General features: G+C 56.9%; 23 protein-coding genes. 18 read left to right on the top strand and 5 right to left on the bottom strand.

Annotation, left to right across the window (positions count from 1 at the left end):
• Positions 1-297: 297 nt before the first annotated feature.
• Positions 298-1959 (bottom strand): solute:sodium symporter family transporter, encoded by a 1662-nt coding sequence (locus PGY33_RS10955; protein ID WP_118481245.1) that lies wholly within the window; start codon positions 1957-1959, stop codon positions 298-300.
• Between the two features lie 491 nt (positions 1960-2450).
• Here PGY33_RS10955 and PGY33_RS10950 point away from each other — a divergent pair, with 491 nt between their 5' ends.
• Positions 2451-3500 (top strand): LacI family DNA-binding transcriptional regulator, encoded by a 1050-nt coding sequence (locus tag PGY33_RS10950; RefSeq protein ID WP_270478623.1) that lies wholly within the window; start codon positions 2451-2453, stop codon positions 3498-3500.
• Positions 3501-3820: 320 nt separating this feature from the next.
• On the opposite strand, the gene yqeC is transcribed toward PGY33_RS10950, so the two are convergent.
• A complete protein-coding gene (gene yqeC / locus PGY33_RS10945; RefSeq protein WP_199667508.1) occupies positions 3821-4456 on the bottom strand; it encodes a selenium cofactor biosynthesis protein YqeC in 636 nt (211 codons plus the stop codon).
• Positions 4457-4726: 270 nt separating this feature from the next.
• On the opposite strand from yqeC, the gene yqeB reads away from it, so the two are divergent.
• From yqeB to PGY33_RS10905, 8 genes are all read left to right on the top strand, one after another.
• Positions 4727-5518 (top strand): selenium-dependent molybdenum cofactor biosynthesis protein YqeB, encoded by a 792-nt coding sequence (gene yqeB / locus PGY33_RS10940; protein ID WP_270478621.1) that lies wholly within the window; start codon positions 4727-4729, stop codon positions 5516-5518.
• 28 nt (positions 5519-5546) lie between these two features.
• Positions 5547-6407 (top strand): molybdate ABC transporter substrate-binding protein, encoded by an 861-nt coding sequence (gene modA / locus PGY33_RS10935; protein WP_270478617.1) that lies wholly within the window; start codon positions 5547-5549, stop codon positions 6405-6407.
• A 61-nt stretch (positions 6408-6468) separates the two neighbouring features.
• Positions 6469-7146, top strand: a complete 678-nt coding sequence (gene modB / locus PGY33_RS10930) for a molybdate ABC transporter permease subunit (protein WP_270478614.1) — start codon at positions 6469-6471, stop codon at positions 7144-7146.
• A complete protein-coding gene (locus tag PGY33_RS10925; RefSeq protein ID WP_270478612.1) occupies positions 7137-8174 on the top strand; it encodes a sulfate/molybdate ABC transporter ATP-binding protein in 1038 nt (345 codons plus the stop codon). The genes modB and PGY33_RS10925 overlap by 10 nt, the downstream gene beginning before the upstream one ends.
• 5 nt (positions 8175-8179) lie before the next feature.
• The gene (gene moaA, locus PGY33_RS10920) at positions 8180-9127 is read left to right on the top strand and encodes a GTP 3',8-cyclase MoaA (RefSeq protein ID WP_270478609.1); all 948 of its coding nucleotides are present in this window, start codon (positions 8180-8182) and stop codon (positions 9125-9127) included.
• 153 nt (positions 9128-9280) lie between these two features.
• Positions 9281-9715, top strand: a complete 435-nt coding sequence (locus PGY33_RS10915) for an MOSC domain-containing protein (RefSeq protein ID WP_270478607.1) — start codon at positions 9281-9283, stop codon at positions 9713-9715.
• Complete coding sequence (locus PGY33_RS10910; RefSeq protein ID WP_270478606.1) at positions 9712-10734, top strand: molybdopterin-binding protein; 1023 nt, start codon at positions 9712-9714, stop codon at positions 10732-10734. The genes PGY33_RS10915 and PGY33_RS10910 overlap by 4 nt, the downstream gene beginning before the upstream one ends.
• A 1-nt stretch (position 10735) precedes the next feature.
• Positions 10736-11245 (top strand): MogA/MoaB family molybdenum cofactor biosynthesis protein, encoded by a 510-nt coding sequence (locus PGY33_RS10905; RefSeq protein WP_270478605.1) that lies wholly within the window; start codon positions 10736-10738, stop codon positions 11243-11245.
• A 430-nt stretch (positions 11246-11675) separates the two neighbouring features.
• On the opposite strand, the gene selD is transcribed toward PGY33_RS10905, so the two are convergent.
• Positions 11676-12713 carry a selenide, water dikinase SelD gene (gene selD, locus PGY33_RS10900; RefSeq protein WP_270478604.1) on the bottom strand — a complete coding sequence of 346 codons (1038 nt, stop codon included), beginning with the start codon at positions 12711-12713 and terminating at the stop codon, positions 11676-11678.
• Between the two features lie 104 nt (positions 12714-12817).
• Between selD and PGY33_RS10895 the strand changes: the two genes are divergently transcribed.
• The 4 genes from PGY33_RS10895 (at position 12818) to PGY33_RS10880 (ending at position 17175) form a co-directional block, all read left to right on the top strand.
• Entirely contained in the window at positions 12818-13906 is a 1089-nt protein-coding gene (locus PGY33_RS10895) for a tetratricopeptide repeat-containing glycosyltransferase family 2 protein (RefSeq protein WP_270478602.1), read from the top strand.
• 49 nt (positions 13907-13955) lie between these two features.
• Complete coding sequence (locus tag PGY33_RS10890) at positions 13956-14801, top strand: hypothetical protein (protein WP_270478600.1); 846 nt, start codon at positions 13956-13958, stop codon at positions 14799-14801.
• 115 nt (positions 14802-14916) lie between these two features.
• Positions 14917-15105, top strand: coding sequence for a hypothetical protein (locus tag PGY33_RS10885; RefSeq protein ID WP_110436632.1), 189 nt, complete (start codon positions 14917-14919; stop codon positions 15103-15105).
• Between the two features lie 246 nt (positions 15106-15351).
• Positions 15352-17175 carry a polysaccharide deacetylase family protein gene (locus PGY33_RS10880; RefSeq protein WP_270478598.1) on the top strand — a complete coding sequence of 608 codons (1824 nt, stop codon included), beginning with the start codon at positions 15352-15354 and terminating at the stop codon, positions 17173-17175.
• A 177-nt stretch (positions 17176-17352) separates the two neighbouring features.
• Here PGY33_RS10880 and PGY33_RS10875 read toward each other — a convergent pair whose 3' ends face one another.
• Both PGY33_RS10875 and PGY33_RS10870 read right to left on the bottom strand, forming a co-directional pair.
• Complete coding sequence (locus tag PGY33_RS10875; RefSeq protein ID WP_110436634.1) at positions 17353-18066, bottom strand: response regulator; 714 nt, start codon at positions 18064-18066, stop codon at positions 17353-17355.
• Complete coding sequence (locus PGY33_RS10870) at positions 18063-19142, bottom strand: sensor histidine kinase (RefSeq protein WP_118481259.1); 1080 nt, start codon at positions 19140-19142, stop codon at positions 18063-18065. The genes PGY33_RS10875 and PGY33_RS10870 overlap by 4 nt, the downstream gene beginning before the upstream one ends.
• A gap of 290 nt (positions 19143-19432) precedes the next feature.
• Here PGY33_RS10870 and PGY33_RS10865 point away from each other — a divergent pair, with 290 nt between their 5' ends.
• From PGY33_RS10865 to ytfJ, 5 genes are read left to right on the top strand one after another with little or no spacing between them, the layout of a single operon-like run.
• Positions 19433-20089 (top strand): site-2 protease family protein, encoded by a 657-nt coding sequence (locus tag PGY33_RS10865; protein WP_270478596.1) that lies wholly within the window; start codon positions 19433-19435, stop codon positions 20087-20089.
• Between the two features lie 3 nt (positions 20090-20092).
• Positions 20093-20806: a segregation and condensation protein A gene (locus PGY33_RS10860; RefSeq protein WP_270478594.1), complete on the top strand. Its 714-nt coding sequence runs from the start codon at positions 20093-20095 to the stop codon at positions 20804-20806.
• Positions 20790-21428, top strand: a complete 639-nt coding sequence (gene scpB, locus PGY33_RS10855; protein ID WP_243022957.1) for an SMC-Scp complex subunit ScpB — start codon at positions 20790-20792, stop codon at positions 21426-21428. The genes PGY33_RS10860 and scpB overlap by 17 nt, the downstream gene beginning before the upstream one ends.
• Before the next feature lie 6 nt (positions 21429-21434).
• Positions 21435-22067 carry a DUF2953 domain-containing protein gene (locus PGY33_RS10850; protein ID WP_117492313.1) on the top strand — a complete coding sequence of 211 codons (633 nt, stop codon included), beginning with the start codon at positions 21435-21437 and terminating at the stop codon, positions 22065-22067.
• 33 nt (positions 22068-22100) lie between these two features.
• Positions 22101-22541 carry a GerW family sporulation protein gene (ytfJ, locus tag PGY33_RS10845; protein WP_270478591.1) on the top strand — a complete coding sequence of 147 codons (441 nt, stop codon included), beginning with the start codon at positions 22101-22103 and terminating at the stop codon, positions 22539-22541.
• Positions 22542-22608 lie beyond the last annotated feature (67 nt).

Genomic DNA, 22608 nt, shown 5'->3' with positions numbered 1-22608 from the left:
ATGCCGCAGCCGATCAGTGCAATGTTCAGATTTTCCATGATGAATTCCTCCTAAAAAGTGATAAATTCGTGTTGTGCAGTTGCCTGCGTTATTTATGGTTTGTTTTGCTGCACGCGGCTTGCTCGAAGTTTTGCGTGCACTGCTCATTTCTGAGGTCAAGGTGATTATACATCCGCGTTCACGAGAACGCAAGAGGAAATTTCAAATTTCGTAAAAAAATTTTGCTTTCCGGCGGTGAGGATAATTCACCGCCGGAAAGCGAGGGATCAATGCACAAAGAGTGCAACAAGGGACAAATTAAGCTGCGATGCCGAGAGGAGAGAACAGGATATAGATCGCAACAGCGATAATCAGACCAACGATGGAAACTACATGACGGTACTTCCACGGGGTCAGATCAACTGCGCCGACGTCGTGAATCTCATATTCCTCACCCGGACGATACTTGTTCAGGTACCACATGATGAGCAGCTCGATCGGGAACAGAACAGCCATTGCGTACAGATAGTGGATCGGGTTGGACGAACCGGGATAGCACGGCTTGATCAGCAGGAAGGCGCCGTAGCATACAACGTGGAACACGGTGATTACCTTCGGCATATACTTCGGGATGCGCTTGAACATGAAGATGCCGAGGATGGTGCACAGTACCGGCAGGGATACGAACTGGCTCATAGAGTTCAGGAAGGTGGTAATGCCGCCGGCGTACATAACGAACGGAGAGATGACGATTGCTACACAGCCTGCGATGGTGCCGTAGATCTTGCCGACCTTGACGCACTTGGTGTCAGAAGCCTGCGGGTTGATGGACGAACGGTACAGGTCAAGGGTGAACATGGTGGACGCGGAGTTCAGCACGGAGTTGAACGAGGAGAGGATCGCACCGAACATGACCGCGGCGAAAAAGCCCATGACCGGCTTCGGAACGATCTCAGCGATCAGTGCCGGATAAGCAAAGTCGATTGCAGAGGAACCGGCAGCGGTCAGCTTGTCCTGAATGGACGGCAGGTAGAATGCGATAACGCCCGGAATAACGAGGTACAGAGGGCCGAGGCACTTGAGGAAGCCGCAGAAGATAGCGCCCTTCTGACCTTCCTTCAAGCTCTTTGCTGCGAGGGAACGCTGTACGAAGGACTGGTTGGTGCACCACCAGTACAGGTTGTTGAAGAACATACCGGTGATGATCAGCGGCCACGGAACTTCCGGTTCCGGTGCATTCCATGCGTTGATTGCGTTCATTTTGGCCGGATCTGCCTCTACCATGTACTTGATGCCGTCGAAAATGCCATGACCGCCAGTTGCTGCAGACAGTGCCGCGAAGCCGAGGAAGGGGATCATCAGACCGCCGATAATCAGACCGACGCCGTTGATGGTATCAGATACTGCAACTGCTTTCAGGCCGCCGAAAATCGCGTAGCAGCCGCCGATGATGCCGATAATGATGCACAGGATGGCAACAGCCATGAACTTGCTGGTGCCGAGGATGCCGGAAATGTCGAAGATCTGCTCAAATACGACTGCACCGGAGTACAGGATGACCGGCAGGTTGAGGATGGAGTACATGATGACGATTACGAGCGAGAACATCGTTTTGGTGCCCTTGCCGTAGCGTGCTTCCATCAGAGAAGGAATAGTCATGGCGCCCATTTTGAGGTATTTTGGCAGGAAGTAATACGCCAGAACCAGCAGCGTAAACATCGAGCCGACCTCCCATGCGATCGGGCCCATATTGGTTTTCCAGCTTTGACCGTTCAGACCGACGAGCTGCTCGGCGGAGAGGTTGGTCAGCAGCAGAGAACCGGCGATTACCACACCGGGCAATCCGCGACCGGCGAGGAAGTAGCCCTCAGCTGTGTCGAGCTGCTCATCGCGGGTTTTCCAAGCGGAAATGACCGCAACAAGCACCGTGAACAGCAGGAAGGAGATGCCTGTCCAGGCGAGTGAGGAGAAGAATGACATTGTGTTACCCCCTATAAGTAAGATATAGTCTGTGGCGTTCTCGTGAACGCACTTTTTGAAAAATAATTCCCCGTCGAAAATGCACTTGAATCATGGGTGATGTTCACTGCGTTTTCAGGGGATTTATTTCGTTGTCTATAGGTTATCACGATATCCTGCGCGTTTCAAGTCTTAAGAATGATATTCTGAATGATTCGGTGAACGCAACAAAAACACGGATGGTTTTTTGTGCGAAAAGACATTTATTTTCGTGAGTATGCGTGCAAAGGTGTGCATTATGTTGGTGAAACTGCACGAAAAATAGACGATTTGTTTGTAAATAAGCCGTACAAAAGCGGAAACGCGTAAATTTAAACAGGGATACACGCAAAAAATAGTTGCAAGATGCGTGCATTGTGCTATACTGTAAATAAAGAAAAAAGAATGTGGTGAGGAAACACCGCACAATGAAAGCTACGGTGCTTTCTATCATAGAATAAGGAGGAAAAAACATGGCTGTAACCGCACAGCAGATCGCGGAGCTGGCAGGTGTATCCCGCGGTACGGTAGACCGTGCGCTGCACAATCGAGGGCGCGTAAACCCAGAAGTAGCAGCGAAAATCCATAAAATTGCAGCAGAATTAGGGTATAAGCCCAACCTGATCGGACAGGCGCTGGTCAAATCCCGCAGGGAGTTCAAGCTGGGGGCGATCCTGCAATCCGTCGAGACGCCGACGATACAGATCGTGCGTGCAGGCGTGCAGCGTGCCGCAGAGGAGCTTGCCGCCTCGGGCGTGGAACTGATCATGCGCGAAAACCGTGGTCTGGATACCGAAATGGTACTCGAACACATTGAAGATCTGGTTTCACAGGGCGTGCAGGGACTGGCTATCGCGCCGAACAACTCGCCGGAGATTCGCCAGTGCATCGATGAACTGTACGAACAGGGCATTCCGGTCATCACACTCAACTCGGATGCACCGGGCAGCAGGCGTCTTGCGTTCATTGGTATGGACAACTACCGCGCCGGACAGACCGCCGCAGGCTTGCTTCGGTTGATGCTGCCCGAGGGCGGCAAGGTGCTTCCGCTGGCGGGACACTTGAATAATACCGCACATAATAACCGATTAAACGGATTTATGGATACCATTAATGGCGAAACAGGAAACGAAATTGAACTGTTAGCATTTCAGCCATGTTTCGACCGGGATGACTATGCTCACGAGATTACGCAGCACGCATTGCGTGCAAATCCTGACCTGACCGGCATTTACGTTGCGTCCAACGGACAGGCCGGTGCGTGCGCAGCTGTAGAAGAAGAAGGCCGAAAGGGCAAGGTCAAGGTCGTTGCATTCGACCTCAACCCGATGAATATGAAGCTGCTCCAGTCAGATAGCTTGAGTTTTGTGCTCGATCAGAAGGCATTCGAGCAGGGCTACCGGCCGCCGTTCCTGCTGTTTGATTACCTGCAGAACAAAAAAGCACCGGAAAAAGAACTGCTTTATACGGATATTGCAATCAAAACCAAGTTTAACAGCGATAAACCTGTGGGAATGGAATAAGAAAGAACCGCACATTGTGCGGTTCTTTCTTGAGGCTGTCGAAAAACTAACGTTTTCCGAGCAGCCTCTCGCTCGAAACCACGCTTTCGAGCGAAACCGAAGAAAAACCGCGCCCTGACGGGCACATTTTTTCTTCCTTTGTATAAATTCCGAGATACATGCTCCCGGAATTTATGAATTTGCTTTGCAAATTCTATTTTATGCGTGCTGCCGCACGAAACGCAAAACGCCAATCTGACTTTTTTGACAGACTGAAGAAAGAACCGCACATTGTGCGGTTCTTTCTTATTAGCGTTGAGCGTGAAGAGCAAAGATGCAAATCAGCGTTTATCCTGCATTAAACTGGTGCAGATAGCCGTTATATTGGCGTTTTGAAGTGTATCTGCAAAACTTTTCGCTGCTGCCGGAGATATCGTTTCCACCTGATTGAGCACAACGATATCCGCTGAGTGTTCTGCAATAATGCCTTGCGCGGCCAGCTCCGGCGTGACAATACCGCTCATGTGTGCACCGGTGCGTGCACAGAACAATTCCGGTCGGTGTACGGTTTGTTCGACCGGCTTTCCAAACCCGGATGCGCCCACGACGCACACGGTTTTGCGTGTATTCTCAGGTATGACCGGCTCATGCGAGGCGTGTGCCTTGAGCGGCAGCCGCTTGGAGCCGTCGGCCTCCACAATCACATAGTCAGCGGCGTCCGCGAGCACGGAAAAGGGAAGTGCCGGCGCGGTCAGCTTGCCCTCAGCGGCAGGCGTGCCCATGCAGATCACGCGGTGAAGCGCAAGTGCGCGGCGGACCTGTTCGATGTCATCCGTCACCAACAGGGGAATGCCCGCAAACGGCAAAATGTGCGTGGAAGTCGTCAAAATCACCGTTCCGGATAATTCTTCGGCCAGTATACGCAGTAAAGTTGTTTTTCCGCCGCTGCCGATCACGGCGGTTATGCCTTTTATCATGTGTAATTGTTCACATATTTTCATAAATCCACCTAATACAGCCATGTTTACCGTAGGGCGGGATGACCTCATCCCGCCGTTGTAAATTATCTGCATGTTGTTATATGCGGCGGGAGGTCACCCCGTCCTGCAGCCATGCTTTTATAATAGTATTATATCATGTCTGCCACACAGAAAAAATATTGACTTCACTCGACCGATACGCTATAATCATCGGTAGCAATCGTTATAGTTTGCAAAATACAACGAAGATAAACGGAGGAAAACGCCATGTTAGTCGTGATACGCGGTGCGGGAGACATTGCCACGGGGATTGCCTTGCGGCTGTACCGTGCAGGCATTCGTCTGGTGCTGACAGACCTGCCGCAGCCAACGTCGATCCGCCGCACGGTATGCTTTTCGGAAGCGATTCGATTGGGCGAAACAGTCGTTGAGGGCGTGCATGCACGCCGAGCCGATAGCGCAGCTGAAGCGGCAGCACTGACCGAACAGGGCATCATTGCTGTGCTGGCCGATCCGGCGGCAGGCTGTGTGCAGGAACTGCACCCTGATGCCCTGGTGGACGCGATTCTGGCGAAGAAAAACCTCGGTACGCACATCACGGATGCGCCGATCGTCATTGCGGTCGGTCCGGGCTTTACGGCCGGCGTGGACTGTCACGCGGCGGTTGAGACCATGCGCGGGCATACACTCGGACGGGTGCTGTACACAGGTTCGCCGCTGCCGAATACGGGCGTTCCCGGTGTGATCGGTGGCCATGCGGCAGAGCGCGTTCTGCGTGCCCCGGCAGACGGCTTGTTCGAGCCGTGCCATGAAATCGGCGATCTGGTCGAGACGGGAGACACCATCGCATATGTTGCGGGAAAACCCATGAAAACCACCATCACCGGCTGTCTGCGCGGTCTGCTGCAGGCTGGCGTACCCGTACATGAGGGCATGAAATCTGGTGACGTCGATCCGCGCGGCAAGCGTGAAAACTGCAATACCGCATCCGATAAGGCGCTTGCGGTCGGCGGCGGTGTGCTGGAAGCATTGCTTCACTTTTCCAACGTCTTTCATTAAGAAATCATAAAATAGAGGAGAAAAACCAATGAAAAAGAACTGTTTTGCAAGATTTGCAGCAGCGGCTCTGTCATTGGCAATGCTGGCGGGCTGTGGTGCATCCCAGAGCAGCGACAGCGCAGCTGTGGACACGGGTTCTGCAGATTCCGCAGAGCTGACCGTATTTGCGGCGGCCTCCATGACCGAGACCCTGAACCAGATTGCAAAGGACTACAAGAGCGTTGACCCGAACGTCACCCTGACGTTCAACTTTGCCTCCTCCGGCGACCTGCTCACCCAGATCAAGGAAGGCGCGGACTGCGACGTGTTCATCTCTGCAGCACCCAAGCAGATGAACGCACTCGACGGCTCTCTTAAGGACGATACCGACAAGAACCCGGACGGTCTGGATGAGCTGCTTGGCGGCACCCGCATCGACCTGCTCGAGAACAAGGTAACGCTGGCTGTGCCGGAGGGCAACCCGAAGGGTGTGCAGAGCTTTGACGACCTCGCGGAAAAGCTGAAGAGCGGTGACGTGCTGCTTGCCATCGGAAACAGCGACGTACCGGTCGGCCAGTACACCCAGAAGATCTTCGCGCACTACGGTCTGGACGAGGCTGCGCTGGCTTCCTCCGGCGTACTGACCTACGGCTCGAACGTTAAGGAAGTTACCACGCAGGTAAGCGAAGGCGCGGTGGACTGCGGCATTATCTACGCAACCGACGCATTCTCGGCAGGTCTCGACACGGTTGACGGGGCAACTGCTGATATGTGCGGTCAGGTCATCTATCCGGCAGCCGTGCTCAAGAACAGTACGCACGCAGACGAGGCAAAGGCGTTCCTTGACTATCTGACCACCGATGAAGCAGGCAAGGTATTCGAGAGCGTAGGCTTTACCACGTTGGCATAATCTGATACAATAGAAAGGCGAGGGAGCAATCTCTCGCCTTTATTTGCAAAAGGAGACGATTATGGACTGGTATCCATTATATAACTCACTGCGTATCGCGCTTATTTCCACAGCGATCATCTTCTTCGCGGGGATTGCGGCAGCCTATTATGTTGCACGTTTGCCGCGCGCGCTCAAAGGTGTGCTGGATGTGCTGTTCACGCTGCCACTCGTGCTGCCGCCTACGGTGGTCGGCTATCTGCTGCTGCGCGTGCTCGGACCGAAAAGAACTGTCGGCGCATGGGTGCTCGCGCATTTTAATCTCAAGCTGACCATGGTCTGGTGGTCGGCGATTTTCGCAACCGCCGTTGTCATTTTCCCGCTCATGTACCGCACGGCGCGCGGTGCGTTCGAGAGCTTTGACGAAACGCTTGCCGACGCAGGCCGCACGCTCGGCCGCTCGAACACCTGGATTTTCTGGCGGGTACGCATGCCCTGCTGCAGGCAGGGTATCCTTGCGGGAACGGTGCTCGCGTTTGCGCGTGCGCTCGGTGAGTACGGCGCAACATCCATGGTGGCGGGCTACACGCCCGGACGCACAGCGACCATTTCGACGACGGTCTATCAGCTGTGGCGCACGAATGATGACGCGCTGGCGTTCAAGTGGGTCGTGGTCAACCTTGCCATCTCGGCGGTGGTGCTGCTGGCGGTCAATTTGCTCGAAAAGCGGGAGAGAGGAGTGCGTAAGGCATGGCACTGATCGTGGATATCGAGAAAACGCTTGGAGATTTTCACCTGAAAGTGAACTTCACCGCTGAGCGGGAAGTGATGGCGCTACTCGGTGCCTCCGGCTGCGGCAAGAGCATGACGCTGGGGTGCATCGCGGGCATCGTGAGGCCGGATAAGGGTCATATTGAGTTGAACGGGCACGTCCTGTTCGACAGCGAAAAGAAAATCGACCTGCCGCCGCAGAAGCGAAAGGTCGGCTGTCTGTTTCAGCAGTACGCGCTGTTTCCGCACATGACGGTCGAGCAGAACATCCGCGCAGGCGCGCACGCCCGCCCGAAAAACGAGCGGGAGCAGGCGGTGCGGGAGGTCCTGCACGCGTTCCGACTCGAAGGACTGGAGAACAACCGTCCGAGTCAGCTTTCCGGCGGACAGCAGCAGCGGTGTGCGCTTGCGCGTATTCTGGTCGGGCAGCCCGAGCTTGTGCTGCTCGATGAGCCGTTTTCCGCGCTGGATGCGTACCTGAAATGGCAGGTGGAACTGGAGCTTTCGGACATCCTGAAAAATCTTTCGTGCGGTACGCTGTTCGTCACGCACAACCGTGACGAGGTGTACCGCCTGTGCGATACGGTGTGCGTGCTGAATAAGGGAAAATCCGACCCGAAGGAGACGGTCAAGAACCTGTTCCGCGCACCGGCAACCATGGGGGCTGCGCTGATCTCCGGCTGCAAGAATGTCTCTGCCGCCGAGGTAAAACAGGATGGAACCCTGTTTTGCAAGGACTGGAACGTAACGCTCAAAACCGCACTGCATGTGCCGAAGGATACCGCTTATGTCGGGATTCGTGCGCATTACTTTACCACAGAGGGCACGGAGAACGCCATTCCGTGCACGGTCGAGCGCGTAGTTGAAAACCCGTTTTCGACCGTGGTCATGCTGCAGATGACAGGCGCAGGCAGGCTGCGGTGGGAGCTGGATAAGGCGGTCTGGGAGACGCTTTCCGGCACGGAAAAGCTGACGCTGTACGTCCACCCAGAGGACGTTATGCCGCTGACGGAGTGAGCAAAATGCTGGATAATCAAGGAAGAAATATTCGCTATCTGCGGCTGTCGGTGACCGACCGGTGCAATTTCCGGTGCCGGTACTGTATGCCCGCTGAGGGCGTGTGCAAGCGGGAGCACAGCGAAATGCTGTCGTTCGAGGAGCTGACTGAGATCGTGCGGGCGGCGGTTTCGCTCGGTGTCAGCAAGGTGCGGCTGACCGGCGGAGAGCCGCTTGTACGGCGCGGCATCGTGGACTTGTGCCGCAGTCTGCGTGCCATCAATGGTGTGCGGGAGCTCACCATGACGACTAACGGCGCACTCCTGCCGCAGTACGCCGCAGAGCTGAAACAAGCGGGGGTTGACCGGCTGAATATCAGTCTGGATACGTTAAACAAGGATAAATTCGCGTCGCTGACGCGCGGCGGCTCGCTCGCGGATACGCTGGCCGGTCTGGACGCGGCGTGGAACGCCGGATTCCGCGGCACAAAGCTGAATGCCGTGCTGCTCGGCGGCGTAAACGCGGACGAGATTCCGGCACTGGCGCAGCTGGCGCAGGACGGGAAATATGAGGTACGTTTCATTGAACTCATGCCGATTGGTGAGTGCGCGGACTGGCCGCGTGAGCGGTTTCTCTCTGCGGACGCGGTGCTGCACGCCCTGCCGGAGCTGCAGCGTCTGCCGAATGAAGGCGTTGCGGAACGGTATCGAATGCCCGGCTGGAAGGGGAAAATCGGTCTGATTCGCCCGATGAGCCACCGTTTCTGCGCCGACTGCGACCGTATCCGCGTTACCGCAGACGGCAGGCTGAAACCGTGCCTGCACTCGGCACAGGAGATTCCGCTGCGCGGTCTGCACGGTGAAAACCTTGAACGCGCACTGCGCGAGGGTATGTTCGGAAAACCGGTCAGCCACCATATGCAATCCGGGCAGCCGAGTGAAAGCCGGAGAGGCATGAGCCAAATCGGGGGATAAATAATGGAAAATTGAGAATGAAAAATGAGCCGATAAGGCTGCATTTAGTGCATTTATTTTTTTCATTATAGCACGATATAACACTATGGTATTTGTAGGGCGGGATGACCTCATCCCGCCGTATACTAACGAATTGGAAGAAGAAAGAGTAGCATGGCAAAAGTAAAAGCAGTTTGTATTAGTGAACATAAAGGAACAAAAAAGCACCCGGTGGAGCGTATCACAGTGAAAGAAAACCACGGTATCATCGGTGACGCGCACGCGGGCAGCTGGCACCGCCAGATCAGCCTTTTGGCGCAGGAGAGCGTGGACGAAATGCGCCGAACCGGTCTGACGCTCCATGCGGGCGACTTTGCGGAGAACATCCTCACCGAAGGGATTGACCTTAAGCATTTACCGGTCGGTACGGTGCTCCGCGTGGGAAAAACGCGTCTGCAGGTGACGCAAATCGGCAAGGAATGCCATAATGACTGTGAAATCCGCCGTATGACGGGCAAGTGTGTCATGCCGACTGACGGCATTTTCGCCGTTGTGCTGACTGGCGGCACGATCACCGCCGGTGACGAGATCGAGGAGGAAAAGCCATGAAATGTATCAAAACCGAGGACGCGGTCGGCCATGTTCTGTGCCACGACATGACGCAGATCATCCCGGGCGTAAGCAAGGGGCCGCGCTTCCGCAAGGGCCACATCGTCACCGCGGAGGACATTCCGGTGCTGCTTTCGATGGGTAAGGAGCAGCTTTACGTCTGGGAGCTGCAGCCGGGTTTTCTGCACGAGAATGACGCGGCAGAGCGGCTGTGTGCGCTCTGTCAGAATGCCAACATACGTAAAAGCGAGACAAAAGAGGGCAAAATCGAGCTTTCTTCGGACATTGACGGCGTTTTTCTGGTCGATACCGAGCGACTGAATGCGGTCAACAGTATTGACGAAATCATGATCGCCACCAGACGCGGCAACGGCATCGTCCATCCGGGCGACAAACTGTGCGGCACGCGCGTCATCCCACTCGTGATCGAGGAGGAGAAACTGCGGCAGGCCGAGCAGGCGGCGGGCGGCACGCCGATTCTGGAAGTCCGCCCGTTTACGCTGAAAACAGCAGCCGTTGTCACCACCGGCAGCGAGGTAGCCAAAGGCCGCATTCCGGACAGCTTCACGCCGGTTGTAGAACGAAAGCTGGCTGCACTCGGCATCAAAATGACCGAGCACGTTCTGGTCGAGGACGGCATGGAGAACGTTGCGGCGGCCATCGAGCAGATGAAAAACAAGCCGGTCGATATGATCCTGTGCACGGGCGGCATGAGCGTCGATCCGGACGATTCCACACCGGGTGCGATCAAACAGAGCGGCGCGGATATCGTCACCTACGGCGCGCCGGTGCTCCCGGGCGCCATGTTCCTTCTGGGCTACTACGCGGACGGCCGTCCGGTGATGGGTCTGCCCGGATGCGTCATGTACGCCAAGGCCACCATTTTTGATCTGGTGCTGCCGCGCATCGCGGCGGGCGTGCGGCTGACCAGGCGCGATTTTGTTGCGCTCGGAGAAGGCGGTCTGTGTCTCGGCTGTGAGGTCTGCACTTATCCGCACTGCGGCTTTGGAGGTGTGTGATATGTCATGTCTCATAGGGGCGAACAGTGTTCGCCCACTGACCGCTAAAGTTATTACCGTCAGCGACCGGTCGTTCCGCGGTGAGCGCGAGGATTTGAGCGGCCCTGCCGTCAAGAATCTGCTCGAGCGGGCAGGCTACGCGGTCGGTGCGGTCGAGGTGCTGCCGGACGAGCAGCCGCGTATCGAGTCCGCGCTCATCCGTGCCGCCGACGAGGAGAAGCTCGCACTCATCGTCACCACCGGCGGCACCGGCTTTGCACCGCGCGATGTAACGCCGGAGGCGACTATCAAGGTCTGCGAAAAGCTCGCGCCGGGTATCCCGGAGGCCATGCGGGCAGCGTCCATGCAGATTACGCCGAAGGCGTGTCTGTCGCGCGCGGCAGCGGGCATTCGCGGCACGAGCTTGATCATCAATCTGCCGGGCAGTCCCAAGGGCGCGTGCGAAAATCTGCAGGCCGTGTTCGAACCCATTGAGCATGGGATTTATATCCTGCAGGGCGGGAAAGAATAATGGAGAATTGAAAATGGGGGATGGAGAATGAAATGTCAGATTTCAGTTTCTGCTCCGAATAGAAAACACCCCGAACATAGGTTCGGGGGGTTGAGGCTGTCGAAAAACTATCGTTTTTCGAGCAGCCTCTCGATCGAAACCACGCTTTCGATCGAATGCTGAAGAAAAACCGCGTCCTCCGGACACATTTTTTCTTCCCTTGTATAAAAACCGAGGTACACGCCCCCGGTTTTTATGAATTTGCTGCGCAAATTCTATTTCATGCGCGCTGCCGCGCGGCAGCGTCAGCATCGCGAAAACGGACTTTATTGACAGACTGCACCCCGAACCTGTGGTTCGGGGTGTTTTTTGATTGGGTTCAATTTCAAAAGAAAACGGTCAACCACCATGTTAATTTTCCATTCTCAATTCTCCATCCTCAATTTTATATTTACTCCAAATAAATCGAAAACTCCTGTTTTTCGGTAACATACCCGACGATCTTCGCCTCCGGCACGCTCTGCTGCAGTTCATCCAGACAGCCTTGCGCGTCCTGCTCCGGCAGGGCAAACAGCAGACCGCCGCTGGTCTGCGGGTCGTAAAACAAATCCTGCAGGGTTCGCGAAATCTTACCCTTGACACATACGCCGGCCTCCGCATACTGCCGGTTGCGGTACGCGCCTGCCGGAATCAGTCCCATCTCTGCCAGCGGGTACGCTTCTGCATGATAGGGTACGTCGTCTGCGCGAAGGTGCACGGAAGCGCCGCTGCCCTGTGCCATCTCAAAGCTGTGGCCGAGCAACGAAAAACCGGTGACATCCGTGCAGCTGTGCACCGGATATTTCACCATAACATCACGCGCGACCTTGTTGAGCGCAGCCATCTGGCGGTAGATGCGGTCAAGCACGGACTTTTCAACCAGATCCGCTTTTGCTGCTGTGGTCAGCACGCCAACGCCGAGCGGCTTGGTCAAAATCAGCACATCACCCGGCTTTGCACCGCTGTTGGTGAGCACCTTTTTCGGATGCACGAAGCCCGAAACTGCCAGTCCGTAAATCGGCTCGGCACCCTGAATGGTGTGGCCGCCCGTGATGATCGCGCCGGCCTCGTAGGCCTTGTCGTAGCCGCCGCGCAGGATTTCCTGCACCGCATGATCGTCCATGCTCTGCGCCAGACACATGATGTTGAGCGCGAGCTTGGGCTCACCGCCCATGGCGTACACGTCGCTGAGCGCGTTGGCAGCCGCAATCTGTCCGTACAGGAACGGATCGTCCACGATGGGCGGGAAGAAGTCGGTCGTCTGCACGAGCGCGGTGTTCTCGTCGAGCACATACACGCTTGCGTCATCGCTCTTGTCATAGCCGACGATCAAACGCGGGTCGGTATGCGTGCGAAAGCCTTCAAGCAGGTGTACGAGCGTTCCGGCGCCGACTTTTGCGCCGCAGCCGGCGCAGCCAGCAAGTTTGGTCAGCTTTACTTCGGTCTCCATCGAAAAATCTCTCCGTTTCCGTGATTTACTCTTCTTATTGTACCAGAATCCGTGCAGATTAGCAACCTTCATTCGCCTTGCATAGACTGGTTGGGAGGGATGCTATGACGACCGTCAGCCTTTGCATGATCGTACGCAATGAGGAGAAGGTGCTCGCGCGGTGTCTGGACAGCGTGCGCGGCATTGCGGATGAAATTTGCATCACAGACACCGGCTCGACCGACAAAACGCGGGAAATTGCCCGAAAATACGGCACTGTGCAGGCGTTTCCGTGGTGCGATGATTTCTCCGCTGCACGCAATTTTTCGTTTGCGCAGGCGCGCATGGACTATACGCTGTGGCTGGATGCAGATGATGTGCTTCTGCCGTCTGACCGTCAGAAATTGCTTGCGCTCAAAGCGGAGCTGGACGGCACAGCCGATGTCGTCATGCTGCCGTACCACACCGGTTTTGATGAGCAGGGCAGACCGACGTTTTTCTGTTACCGTGAGCGGCTGCTCAAAACGTCCGCGCACTTCCGATGGCAGGGTGCGGTGCACGAGTGCATTGTGCCGCGCGGGAATATTCGGTACGGAGACGCGGCGGTGACACACCGCAAGCTGCCGTGCGCGTACTCCGACCGCAACCTGAAAATCTACGAAAACCTGCTCGCTAAGGGGGAAAAGCTGGATGCACGCGGCAGCTATTATTACGCGCGAGAGCTGCTGGCGCATAAACGGTACGCACAGGCAGTTGAAGCATTTGAAGTCTTCCTTGCGATGCCGGACGGCTGGGCAGAGAACAAAATAGATGCGTGCCTTGGTCTGTCGCAGGCGCTGACCGCCCTCGGAGAGCGCGAGCAGGCAAAGCGGGCACTGACCCGCTCATTTGCACTGGAGGTGCCGCGCAGTGCCGTGTGCTGTGCGCTTGCAGCCCTCGAATACGCGGATAACCGCGCAAGACAGGCGGTGTTCTGGTACGAAACCGCCATTCGAGCCGCAAGCACAGCGCTGCGCGGCTTTGTTGATGTGAACGCCTGCGCTTATGCGCCGGCACTCGGCCTGTGCGTCTGCTGGGACAAATTAGGAGACCCAAAGCAAGCCTGTGCCTGGAACGAAAGGGCAGCACTTGTGCGTCCGCAGTCGACGGCGGTGGCGTACAACCGACGGTATTTTGCCGCGCAGGGTCTCACCGCAAAGCCGCCTTCGGCATAGATTGAACTGCCGGAGCTTTCCGGCAAATCGGAAGGAAGGGAAGAACGACATGAACGATCGACAGGACTGCTGCGGCAACTGGGAACGCCCGAGCGAACGCTGGCAGGAGCGCGTGTGCGATGCGGTGATGGGCAACGGCCGACCGGATGCGATGGGACCTCCCGGACCTCCCGGTCCTCCCGGTCCTCCGGGTCCGCGCGGACCGCGAGGAGAAAGGGGACCGATGGGGCCAATGGGGCCGAGAGGCATTCCGGGGCCTCCGGGACCGCCGGGCTTCCCGGGACCCATCGGCCCAACCGGCCCGACCGGCCCCGCAGGTGAAGCAGGCGCAGTTGGCCCAATCGGCCCGACCGGCCCTGCAGGTGAAGCGGGTGCAGTTGGCCCAACCGGCCCGACCGGTCCCGCAGGTGAAGCGGGCGCAGTCGGCCCAACCGGCCCGATCGGCCCCGCAGGTGAAGCGGGCGCAGTCGGCGCGACCGGTCCGACCGGCCCCACAGGTGAAGCGGGCACAGTCGGCGCTACCGGCCCGACCGGCCCCGCAGGTGAAGCGGGTGCAGTTGGCCCAACCGGCCCGACCGGCCCCGCGGGAGAAGCAGGCGCAGTTGGCGCTACCGGCCCGACCGGCCCTGCAGGTGAAGCAGGCGCAGTTGGCCCAACCGGTCCGACCGGCCCCGCAGGTGAAGCAGGCGCAGTCGGCCTAACCGGCCCGACCGGCCCCACAGGTGAAGCGGGTGCAGTCGGCGCTACCGGCCCGACCGGTCCGACCGGACCTGCCGGTGCAAGTCCGGAACCGGCGGCATCGGTAGCAGACGCAACCGGTGCGGACGACATCGTTGCACGGTTCAACGAGCTGCTCAACAGTCTGCGCGAGGCGGGACTGCTCAGGCTGCCGTAACCGAACAGAAAGGGAGTGGAAACACTCCCTTTTTCTTTGCGCCGACATTCGACTTTATGCGCGGCTTGTGCTATACTGATAGCAGAAATATAACAGCAGGAAAGCAGGAAGTATAATGACAATTCTAAATTGTGAATGTGGAAACGAGATTTTCATCATGGATGAAACCGAAGCAACGGCCTGGCAGTGCGAGCAGTGCGGTCAGTGGTATGATTTCTTCGGTGTAAAGGTGCCCGACCCGGCATCTGTGCAGCCGAAAAAGTCGCCTCATCTTGTCAACTGGAGTGCGGGCGAGGATTTGTAAGGCAAAGCGCCGCGGCAGCGCGACCGGAGCCTGCGCAAGAAGCCGCGGCAGCGCGGACGGAACTCGCGCAAGGAACCGCGGCTTTCATTGTGCGGTGTTGCCGTAAGTCTGCCGTCAGAAAAGGACAAAAAAGCGCGGACGGAAGCTGTAAAAAGTAACAGAACTGTAACCTCGCTTTGTGTCGAAAGGTGGTATACTTATATCTTAGCAGCATATATTATAAAAAGGATAGGAAGGATGACAAAAATGGCATATGAATCGGCGCGGCAGGCGCCGCGCAGCCCGCATAGAAGAGGGCGCAGACGCAGACGGCGCAACAGTCACTACGGTGTGCTGTTTGCTCTGATCATTCTGATCATTGCGGTCATTTTCTTCGGTGTGCGGGCAGTCCGCTCGATTGTCGGAAACGTGGTCAGCAGCAACAACGTGCTGGTGTATCAGGTGGGAAACACGAATGCATATAAGAACGGCAAGACGATACAGGTTGACGCTGCGCCCTACCGTGACAGTCAGGGCAACGGCATGGCGTCCATCAGCTCGCTGTGCGATAACCTAGGATTGGAGCTGAACTGGGACGAGAATGCCAAATCCGGCACGATCACGCTCAAAAAGACCGTGCTGACAATTAAGCTCAGTGATACAAACCTGCAGGTCGGTGACGCGACCGAGACCTTTGCCTCCGCACCGGTGGAGAAGAACGGCGTGGTTTATGCGCCGGTCAAGGATATCTGTCAGGCACTTTCGTGGCAGACCGGCGAGGTTGCCGCCGAAAACGGCGATCTGATCATCATCAGTCAGGCGAAAAAGGCGCTGACCGATAAGAAGATCGGTGAAATTACGGATGATGCGCTCAAGGTGCTCGGCCCGGCCGAGGGACAGGTGATGAGCGGCAGCATCGTTATGCGAACCGGCTCGGATCAGCTGCTCTATGAAGGCAGCACCAAGCACATGGTGGAAGAAGGCAAAAAGCTGGGTGCAGGTGTGCTCGATCAGGACGGTACGGCGTATATCCCGCTCAAGGCTGCGATGACCGCGCTCGGCGGCAAGGCCGAGGACGACGGCAAGGGCGCATGGAATGTCACCTGCGGTGAATCCACCGCGACCGTGGATGCGGATGACGGCAAGACCAAGGTGGACGGCAAGCGTGCCTCCGGCAATGGCTTCTCCACCTACACGGATCAGGACAAGAACCGTTTTTACGTTTCTCCGCAGGTGCTTGCGGCGATCCTTGGCAAAACGTATACCGATCTCGGTGACGGCGTATTCTCGTTCACCGGCGTAACGCTTGACGGCTTTGACAGCCAGAAGGCCTACCTCAAGAACATGAAGGATAAGCTGGGCGATGCCGTGGACGGCGATATTCCGGAGGCCGATGTTTATATCGCGCTGACGTTTGACGACGGTCCGACCGGCAAGAAGGACGGCTATCCGAACGGCCTGACCAACTATCTGCTGGACGGCCTCAAGCAGCGCGGCGCAGTTGCTACGTTTTTGATGGTCGGCGAGCGTGTCTCCGAGGTATCGGATGTGCTGCCGCGCATGGTAAACGAAGGCCATGAGCTGGGCAACCACACCATGAATCATCCGATGTGCCACCTGACCGGTCTGGGCGTGGATGATATCCGCACACAGATTGACGATGCGACCAATGCGATCAAGGATATTGCGGGGCAGGCACCGCAGGTGCTGCGTCCGGTAGGCGGCGGCGTCAACTCGGATGTCAAGGCGGTAGCCGCTGAGCTGAACTACCCGATCATCAACTGGAGCGTGGACACCGAGGACTGGAAGTACCGCGATGCCGATCATGTGAAGAAGGTCATCGTGGAGCAGGCGCAGGACGGCGATGTTGTCCTGATGCACGATCTGTATGAGACTTCGGTTCGGGGTGCACTGGCAGCGATCGACGAGCTGCAGAGCCGCACGGATAAGACCTACGCATTTGTAACGGTTTCTCAGCTTGCCGCAATTCACGGCATCACGCTGGAGCCGGGCGTTGTGTATAACGCACTGAGCGACGAAGTCGCGCAGCAGATCGCGGACGGCAGCTATTCACCGACGGAGTTTACCTAAACAAAGAAATCCCGAACCAAACGGTTCGGGATTTCTTGTTTAGGAATGGAGAATTGATAATGTAGGATTGAGAATTATGGTTCGGCGCATAGCGCCGTTATTTAATCATCGCGCGTAGCGCGGTACCACGTCGCAGCGCGGACGGAACTCGCGCAAGGATAGCGACATTCTCCATTCTCAATTATCCGTATTCTCTGCCATACGATATCCCACGCCGACCTCGGTAAACAGGTACTCCGGTTCGGCAGGATTTTTTTCGATCTTGCGGCGGATATTTGCCATATTGACGCGCAGGATCTGGTTGTCACCGCCGGCTCGCGGTCCCCAAAGCTCCTTGATGATGTAATCGTAGGTAAGCACCTTGCCGGCAAACTTGCCGAGCAGCGCAACGATACGGAACTCGCTGAGCGTGAGATGGACATTCTCGCCGCGGACGAGCACCTGATGCTTGTTATAGTCGATGGTCATTTCACCGACCGTGTAGGTGCCCTCGCGGGCGATTTCGCTGTTCGCCGAGGTGGTTCTCGTGTGGCGGATGGCGGTGCGCACGCGTGCGAGCAGCTCGGCGGTGCCGAACGGCTTGGTCAGGTAGTCGTCCGCGCCGAGATCGAGCGCCTGCACCTTGTCGTGCTCGTGCGAGCGGGCGGAAACCACCACCACCGGCAGGCTCGACCACGAGCGCAGCTCGCGCAGGACGTCAATGCCGTCCATATCCGGCAGACCGAGATCGAGGATGACCAGATCCGGACAGTGCGAGGAGATCATGGTCTTCGCCTCGCTGCCCGAGCGGGCCAGCAGCGTTTCGTAGTCGTTGGAGTTCAAAATAGTGGAGATAAAGTGCGCAATGCTCTTTTCGTCCTCCACGATGAGTATTTTTTCTCGAATGTTCATTGCAGTTCCGGCTCCTTTTCTATCATCGGCAGGCAGAAGATAAATTCCGCACCGCCGTCCTTATTTTGTGCGTGCATCGTGCCGCCGTGTGCGCGGACAATGGCGTTGCATACAGAAAGTCCCAGCCCCATATTGCGCTTGCCGTCTCCGGTGGGCGTGTCGCTGTGGCGCAGCGTTCCGCTGAACAGCACAGGCAGCAGCTTGGGCGGGATGCCGCCGCCGTTGTCCTGCACGGCAAAGACGGCGTTTTCGCCATCCTGATGCACAGAGAGCGCAATATGGGTGGTGTTTTTGCCGTGTCGAACGGCGTTTTCAAGCAGATTGGTCATGACCTGCTCAATGAGGATCGCATCCATCGGCACGATGAGCAGCTCATCCGGCACAGCCACCGATATCTTGACGTCGGGATAGTGCTTGCGGAATTTGCGGGCGACCTCGCCGAGCACCTCCTCGGCGGCCTCGGACTGCTTGGTGATCCGGGTGTCCTCGCCCATGCGGGTGATGGACAGCAGGTTTTCCACCACGCGGACCAGCCACTGCGCGTCATCGCGCACATCCTCGAGCAGCTGATGCTGCTGTTCGAGAGACAGGTCGGGCGTTTCCAGAATGGCCGAGGTTGAACCGATGATGGAGGTCAGCGGCGTGCGGATGTCGTGCGAGACCGAGCGGAGCAGGTTGGCACGCATTTTCTCGCGCTCACTCTCCATGCGAAACTGCTCCTGCTGCTTGATCTTGGTGGTCATCGTGCAGGTGATGAGCGATACGCACAGCATGACGAAAAACGTCAGCGGATAGCCGGTCATCGTGAAGTTAAATTCCCAGTAGGGGAAGGTGAAGATGTAGTTGATGCCGATAACGCTCAGGAATGCGGCAAGCGTGCCGAACAGGTATCCGTTTGTGAAGCGCGAGATGAGCAGCACCGCGAGAACAAATACCGGAGAGGCGAAGCCGTCGCTGATGTCAGAGCGGCGCAGCAAGGTGCAGAGTACCAGTGCACAGATAAATATCGCCGCGAAAATAAGAAAATCCCGCAGCGTAAACGAAAATAAACGCGGTTTCCCGTCCTGTCGTTTCATGTCGAAGCCTCCAAGTGCATAAATGTACAAGTTAATTATAGCAGATAATCCGTTAATGTGCTGCTAAAACTTACTGAGTGGAGAATTATGTAGCAAAGATATTATCCATTCGGTAAGTTATCATGCAGGGCAGGGCACTTCGGAGCGCCCCGCCCTGCAATGAAACGACAAAATCCCGCCGAATGTTGTACAGAACAAATATTCGGGTGACAACAACCTCTATCCGTGTTATAATAATCCATTATAGGGTAATATAGAATCAGAATCACTGCAATAATGGAGGAAACAGCTTGCTTTGGAGAGCTTTGATGAGCGGCGATATCCGCTCCGCATTTATCACACTGGCGCTTTCGCTGCCCGCGATCGTGCTGTGCCTGTCCGTCCACGAGACCGCGCACGGCGGTGCTGCCTATCTGCTCGGTGACCGTACCGCGCGTGATTCCGGCCGCGTAACGCTGTCGCCGATGGCGCATATCGACCCGATCGGTTTCCTGTGCCTGCTGCTGTTCGGCTTCGGCTGGGCGCGTCCGGTGCCGGTCAATATCGCTAATTTCAGGAACAGACGCTGGGGCATGGCGCTGACTGCGCTTGCCGGTCCGGTATCCAACTTTATCACCGCCTTTATCGCGTACTGCCTGTATTTTGTGGTGCGCATGAACATGGCGAATACGTTCCTGTGGTCGCTGTCGCAGTTCCTGCTCATCGTTGCGAGCATGTCGGTCGGTCTGGGTGTGTTCAATCTTGTTCCGGTGCACCCGCTGGACGGCTCGCGCGTCGTTGACGCATTTATGCCGTTTTCGTGGTCGCTCAAGCTGCAGAAGTACCAGAATATCATCTTTTTCGTGTTTATCGTGGCGCTCTGGTTCGGTTGGCTGGACGGCATTATGGATTGGGTCGGCAACGGCGTTCTCATGCTGGCGGTAAACTTCGTCAGCCTGTTTCTGTAAGCTATGGATTTTCATTTAGACAACTTTGACGGGCCGCTTGACCTGCTGCTGCACCTGATTTCCAAAAACAAGGTGAGCATTTACGATATCCCCATCGCGGAAATCCTTGAGCAGTATATGGCGGTTCTGCATGAGGCCGAGCACATGGATTTGGACGTTGCCGGTGACTTCATCGCAATGGCGGCGCAGCTGGTGTACATCAAGTCCAGGATGCTGCTGCCGAAGCACGAGGAGGACGAGGCCGAGGAGGACCCGAGAGCGGGTCTGGTCGAAATGCTGCTCGAGTACCAGAGACTCAAGAGCGCGACCGCGTTTTTTGCGGAAAAGAACGAAAACGGCCGTGATATCTACGTCAAACCGCCCGAACGGCAGGATGATGTGCCGGTGGAGTATCACCACACGGTAAACGATCTCATCCGCGCGGCAAACAAAATGCTGCGCCGCACCAAGCGCCGCCTGCCGCCGCCGGTGACCTCGTTTCAGGGCATTGTCGGGCGTGAGCCTGTACCGGTAGAGGGACGCGTCACCGCGATTCTCAAACGCTTTCTGTACCGGATGCGCGTGCCGTTTATGCGGCTGTTCGACGATGCGAGAAACCGTTCGGAGATCGTGGCTACCTTTCTGGCAGTGCTGGAATTATCCAAGACCCGCCGAATCCGTTTGGAAGGGGACGGCGAGGAGATGGAGCTGATGCTGACAAATGACAACACAAAATAACGGCAGCATGACGGCGCTCGAGGCCGGACTGGAGGCTGTGCTGTTCGCGGCAGGCGATGCGGTTACCCTTGAACGGCTGTCCGCGGCGCTCGAGGCCGCACCGGCGGAGCTGCTGGACGCGGCGGCTGCACTTGAGAACCGCTACGACTTCGAGAACCGCGGCATCATGCTGCTGCGTATCGAGGACAAGCTGCAGCTGGCATCCCGGCCGATGTACGGGCCGTATGTGCGCCGCGTGACCGAATCGCGCAGACCGCCTGCGCTGTCGCCTGCGGCGCTTGAGGTGCTGACCATCATCGCATACCGCCAGCCGGTAACGCGCGCGTTCATCGACCAGCTGAGAGGTGTCGATTCATCGAACACGGTGAGCAGTCTGGCGGAAAAGGGGCTCATCGAGGAGGCCGGGCGGCTGGACGTGCCCGGAAAGCCCATGCTGTTCCGCACGACCGACCAGTTCTTGCGCAGCTTTTCACTGGCAAGCATCGAGGACCTTCCGGCGCTGCCCGCGCTCGAGGAAAACGAGCAGATGGAGCTGAACATGGACGGCACGCTGCACGAGACACCGCCCGGCGAGCAGCTGCGCTTCTTGAACGGCGAGCCTGTGCCGCCGGAAACGGAGTGACCGCCTATGGGAACGGTTTTACTCTGGATTTTAGGCATTCTTCTTGGAATTGTACTGCTGGCATTGGTGATTGTGCTGGTGCTGCTGAACATTCGGGCAGGCATTGAAGCCGTCGGCGTGACCGGCGAGGTGAGCGTGGAGGCGCGGTATGGGCCGGTTCGCATTCCGCTGTACCCGAGACCGCGCCACCTGAAAAAGAAAAAAGAGGAAACGGAAGCGGAGCAGAAGAAATCCGAGGAAAGTGAGAAGAAAAAGAGCGGCAAGTCCGGTCTCTCGCTGCCGAAGGACGGACTGGATGTCGGTGAGATCGCAGGCACGGTGCGCGATTTCCTCAGCGACCTGACCGACCGCCTGCGCATCAGCAGACTGCGGGCGCGCGTAGTTATCGGCACGGACGATGCGGCGCAGACCGGCATTCTGCTCGGGCAGACTGCGGCGCTCTGCGGAATCATTGTTCCGTTCCTGGAGAATACTTTCGATATGCAGGATTACCATGTCAGCGCGGACGCGGACTTCAACGCTGACCATACCGAGTGGGCATTTACCGTAAACTGCTCGATACGGCCGATATCGCTCGTCAGAGTGCTGCTGCGGCATGGCAAGCCGATGTATAAGCTGTACAAGAAATATTTCAAATAATCAGTTAAAACGTATAAAAGGAAGGCGAAAATTATGAGTGAACATCATCCTATCAGCGATTTGATGACCGAAACCATGTCCAAAATCAAGGAAATGGTGGATGTTAATACCATTATCGGCAACCCGATCGTGGCGGCGGACGGTACGACCGTTATCCCGGTCTCCAAGGTGTCGTTCGGCTTCGGCGCAGGCGGCAGCGAGTTCGCGTCCAAGCACGCGGCAAGCGGGTCTCCGCTCGCGTTCGGCGGCGGCAGCGGCGCCGGTGTGACGGTTTCGCCGGTGTGCTTCCTTGTCATCGGCAAGGACGGCAGCGCCAACATCCTCGGCATCAACGCACAGGCGTCCGACACGGTGGATCGTCTGGTCGAGATGATCCCGGGTGCGATCAACAAGGTGTCCAATTTCGTCAGCGGCTTCAAGGGCAAGACCGAGGACGCAGTCGAAGTGGCGGAAACCCTGTCCGGCGACGAATAAAACCGCGTTTTCCCGCAAAACCTACTCGCGTGAATGCTGAGTAGGTTTTGTTATGCGGGGAGTGGTG

Origin of the sequence: Butyricicoccus sp. AF18-9LB (genome assembly GCF_027684505.1) — a bacterium.
Lineage (GTDB): Bacteria > Bacillota > Clostridia > Oscillospirales > Butyricicoccaceae > Agathobaculum > Agathobaculum butyriciproducens.
This window is presented reverse-complemented; position numbering and strand designations above follow the sequence as displayed.

Coding starts and splice junctions, on each gene's coding strand:
- PGY33_RS10885 (WP_110436632.1), top strand. CDS start 14,917: ATGACAATTCTAAATTGTGAATGTGGAAACGAGATTTTCATCATGGAT.
- PGY33_RS10850 (WP_117492313.1), top strand. CDS start 21,435: ATGGGAACGGTTTTACTCTGGATTTTAGGCATTCTTCTTGGAATTGTA.
- PGY33_RS10870 (WP_118481259.1), bottom strand. CDS start 19,142: ATGAAACGACAGGACGGGAAACCGCGTTTATTTTCGTTTACGCTGCGG.
- moaA (WP_270478609.1), top strand. CDS start 8,180: ATGCTGGATAATCAAGGAAGAAATATTCGCTATCTGCGGCTGTCGGTG.
- modB (WP_270478614.1), top strand. CDS start 6,469: ATGGACTGGTATCCATTATATAACTCACTGCGTATCGCGCTTATTTCC.
- yqeC (WP_199667508.1), bottom strand. CDS start 4,456: ATGATAAAAGGCATAACCGCCGTGATCGGCAGCGGCGGAAAAACAACT.
- PGY33_RS10880 (WP_270478598.1), top strand. CDS start 15,352: ATGGCATATGAATCGGCGCGGCAGGCGCCGCGCAGCCCGCATAGAAGA.
- PGY33_RS10955 (WP_118481245.1), bottom strand. CDS start 1,959: ATGTCATTCTTCTCCTCACTCGCCTGGACAGGCATCTCCTTCCTGCTG.
- PGY33_RS10910 (WP_270478606.1), top strand. CDS start 9,712: ATGAAATGTATCAAAACCGAGGACGCGGTCGGCCATGTTCTGTGCCAC.
- PGY33_RS10875 (WP_110436634.1), bottom strand. CDS start 18,066: ATGAACATTCGAGAAAAAATACTCATCGTGGAGGACGAAAAGAGCATT.
- yqeB (WP_270478621.1), top strand. CDS start 4,727: ATGTTAGTCGTGATACGCGGTGCGGGAGACATTGCCACGGGGATTGCC.
- PGY33_RS10905 (WP_270478605.1), top strand. CDS start 10,736: ATGTCATGTCTCATAGGGGCGAACAGTGTTCGCCCACTGACCGCTAAA.
- PGY33_RS10915 (WP_270478607.1), top strand. CDS start 9,281: ATGGCAAAAGTAAAAGCAGTTTGTATTAGTGAACATAAAGGAACAAAA.
- modA (WP_270478617.1), top strand. CDS start 5,547: ATGAAAAAGAACTGTTTTGCAAGATTTGCAGCAGCGGCTCTGTCATTG.
- selD (WP_270478604.1), bottom strand. CDS start 12,713: ATGGAGACCGAAGTAAAGCTGACCAAACTTGCTGGCTGCGCCGGCTGC.
- PGY33_RS10895 (WP_270478602.1), top strand. CDS start 12,818: ATGACGACCGTCAGCCTTTGCATGATCGTACGCAATGAGGAGAAGGTG.
- PGY33_RS10890 (WP_270478600.1), top strand. CDS start 13,956: ATGAACGATCGACAGGACTGCTGCGGCAACTGGGAACGCCCGAGCGAA.
- ytfJ (WP_270478591.1), top strand. CDS start 22,101: ATGAGTGAACATCATCCTATCAGCGATTTGATGACCGAAACCATGTCC.
- PGY33_RS10950 (WP_270478623.1), top strand. CDS start 2,451: ATGGCTGTAACCGCACAGCAGATCGCGGAGCTGGCAGGTGTATCCCGC.
- PGY33_RS10860 (WP_270478594.1), top strand. CDS start 20,093: ATGGATTTTCATTTAGACAACTTTGACGGGCCGCTTGACCTGCTGCTG.
- scpB (WP_243022957.1), top strand. CDS start 20,790: ATGACAACACAAAATAACGGCAGCATGACGGCGCTCGAGGCCGGACTG.
- PGY33_RS10925 (WP_270478612.1), top strand. CDS start 7,137: ATGGCACTGATCGTGGATATCGAGAAAACGCTTGGAGATTTTCACCTG.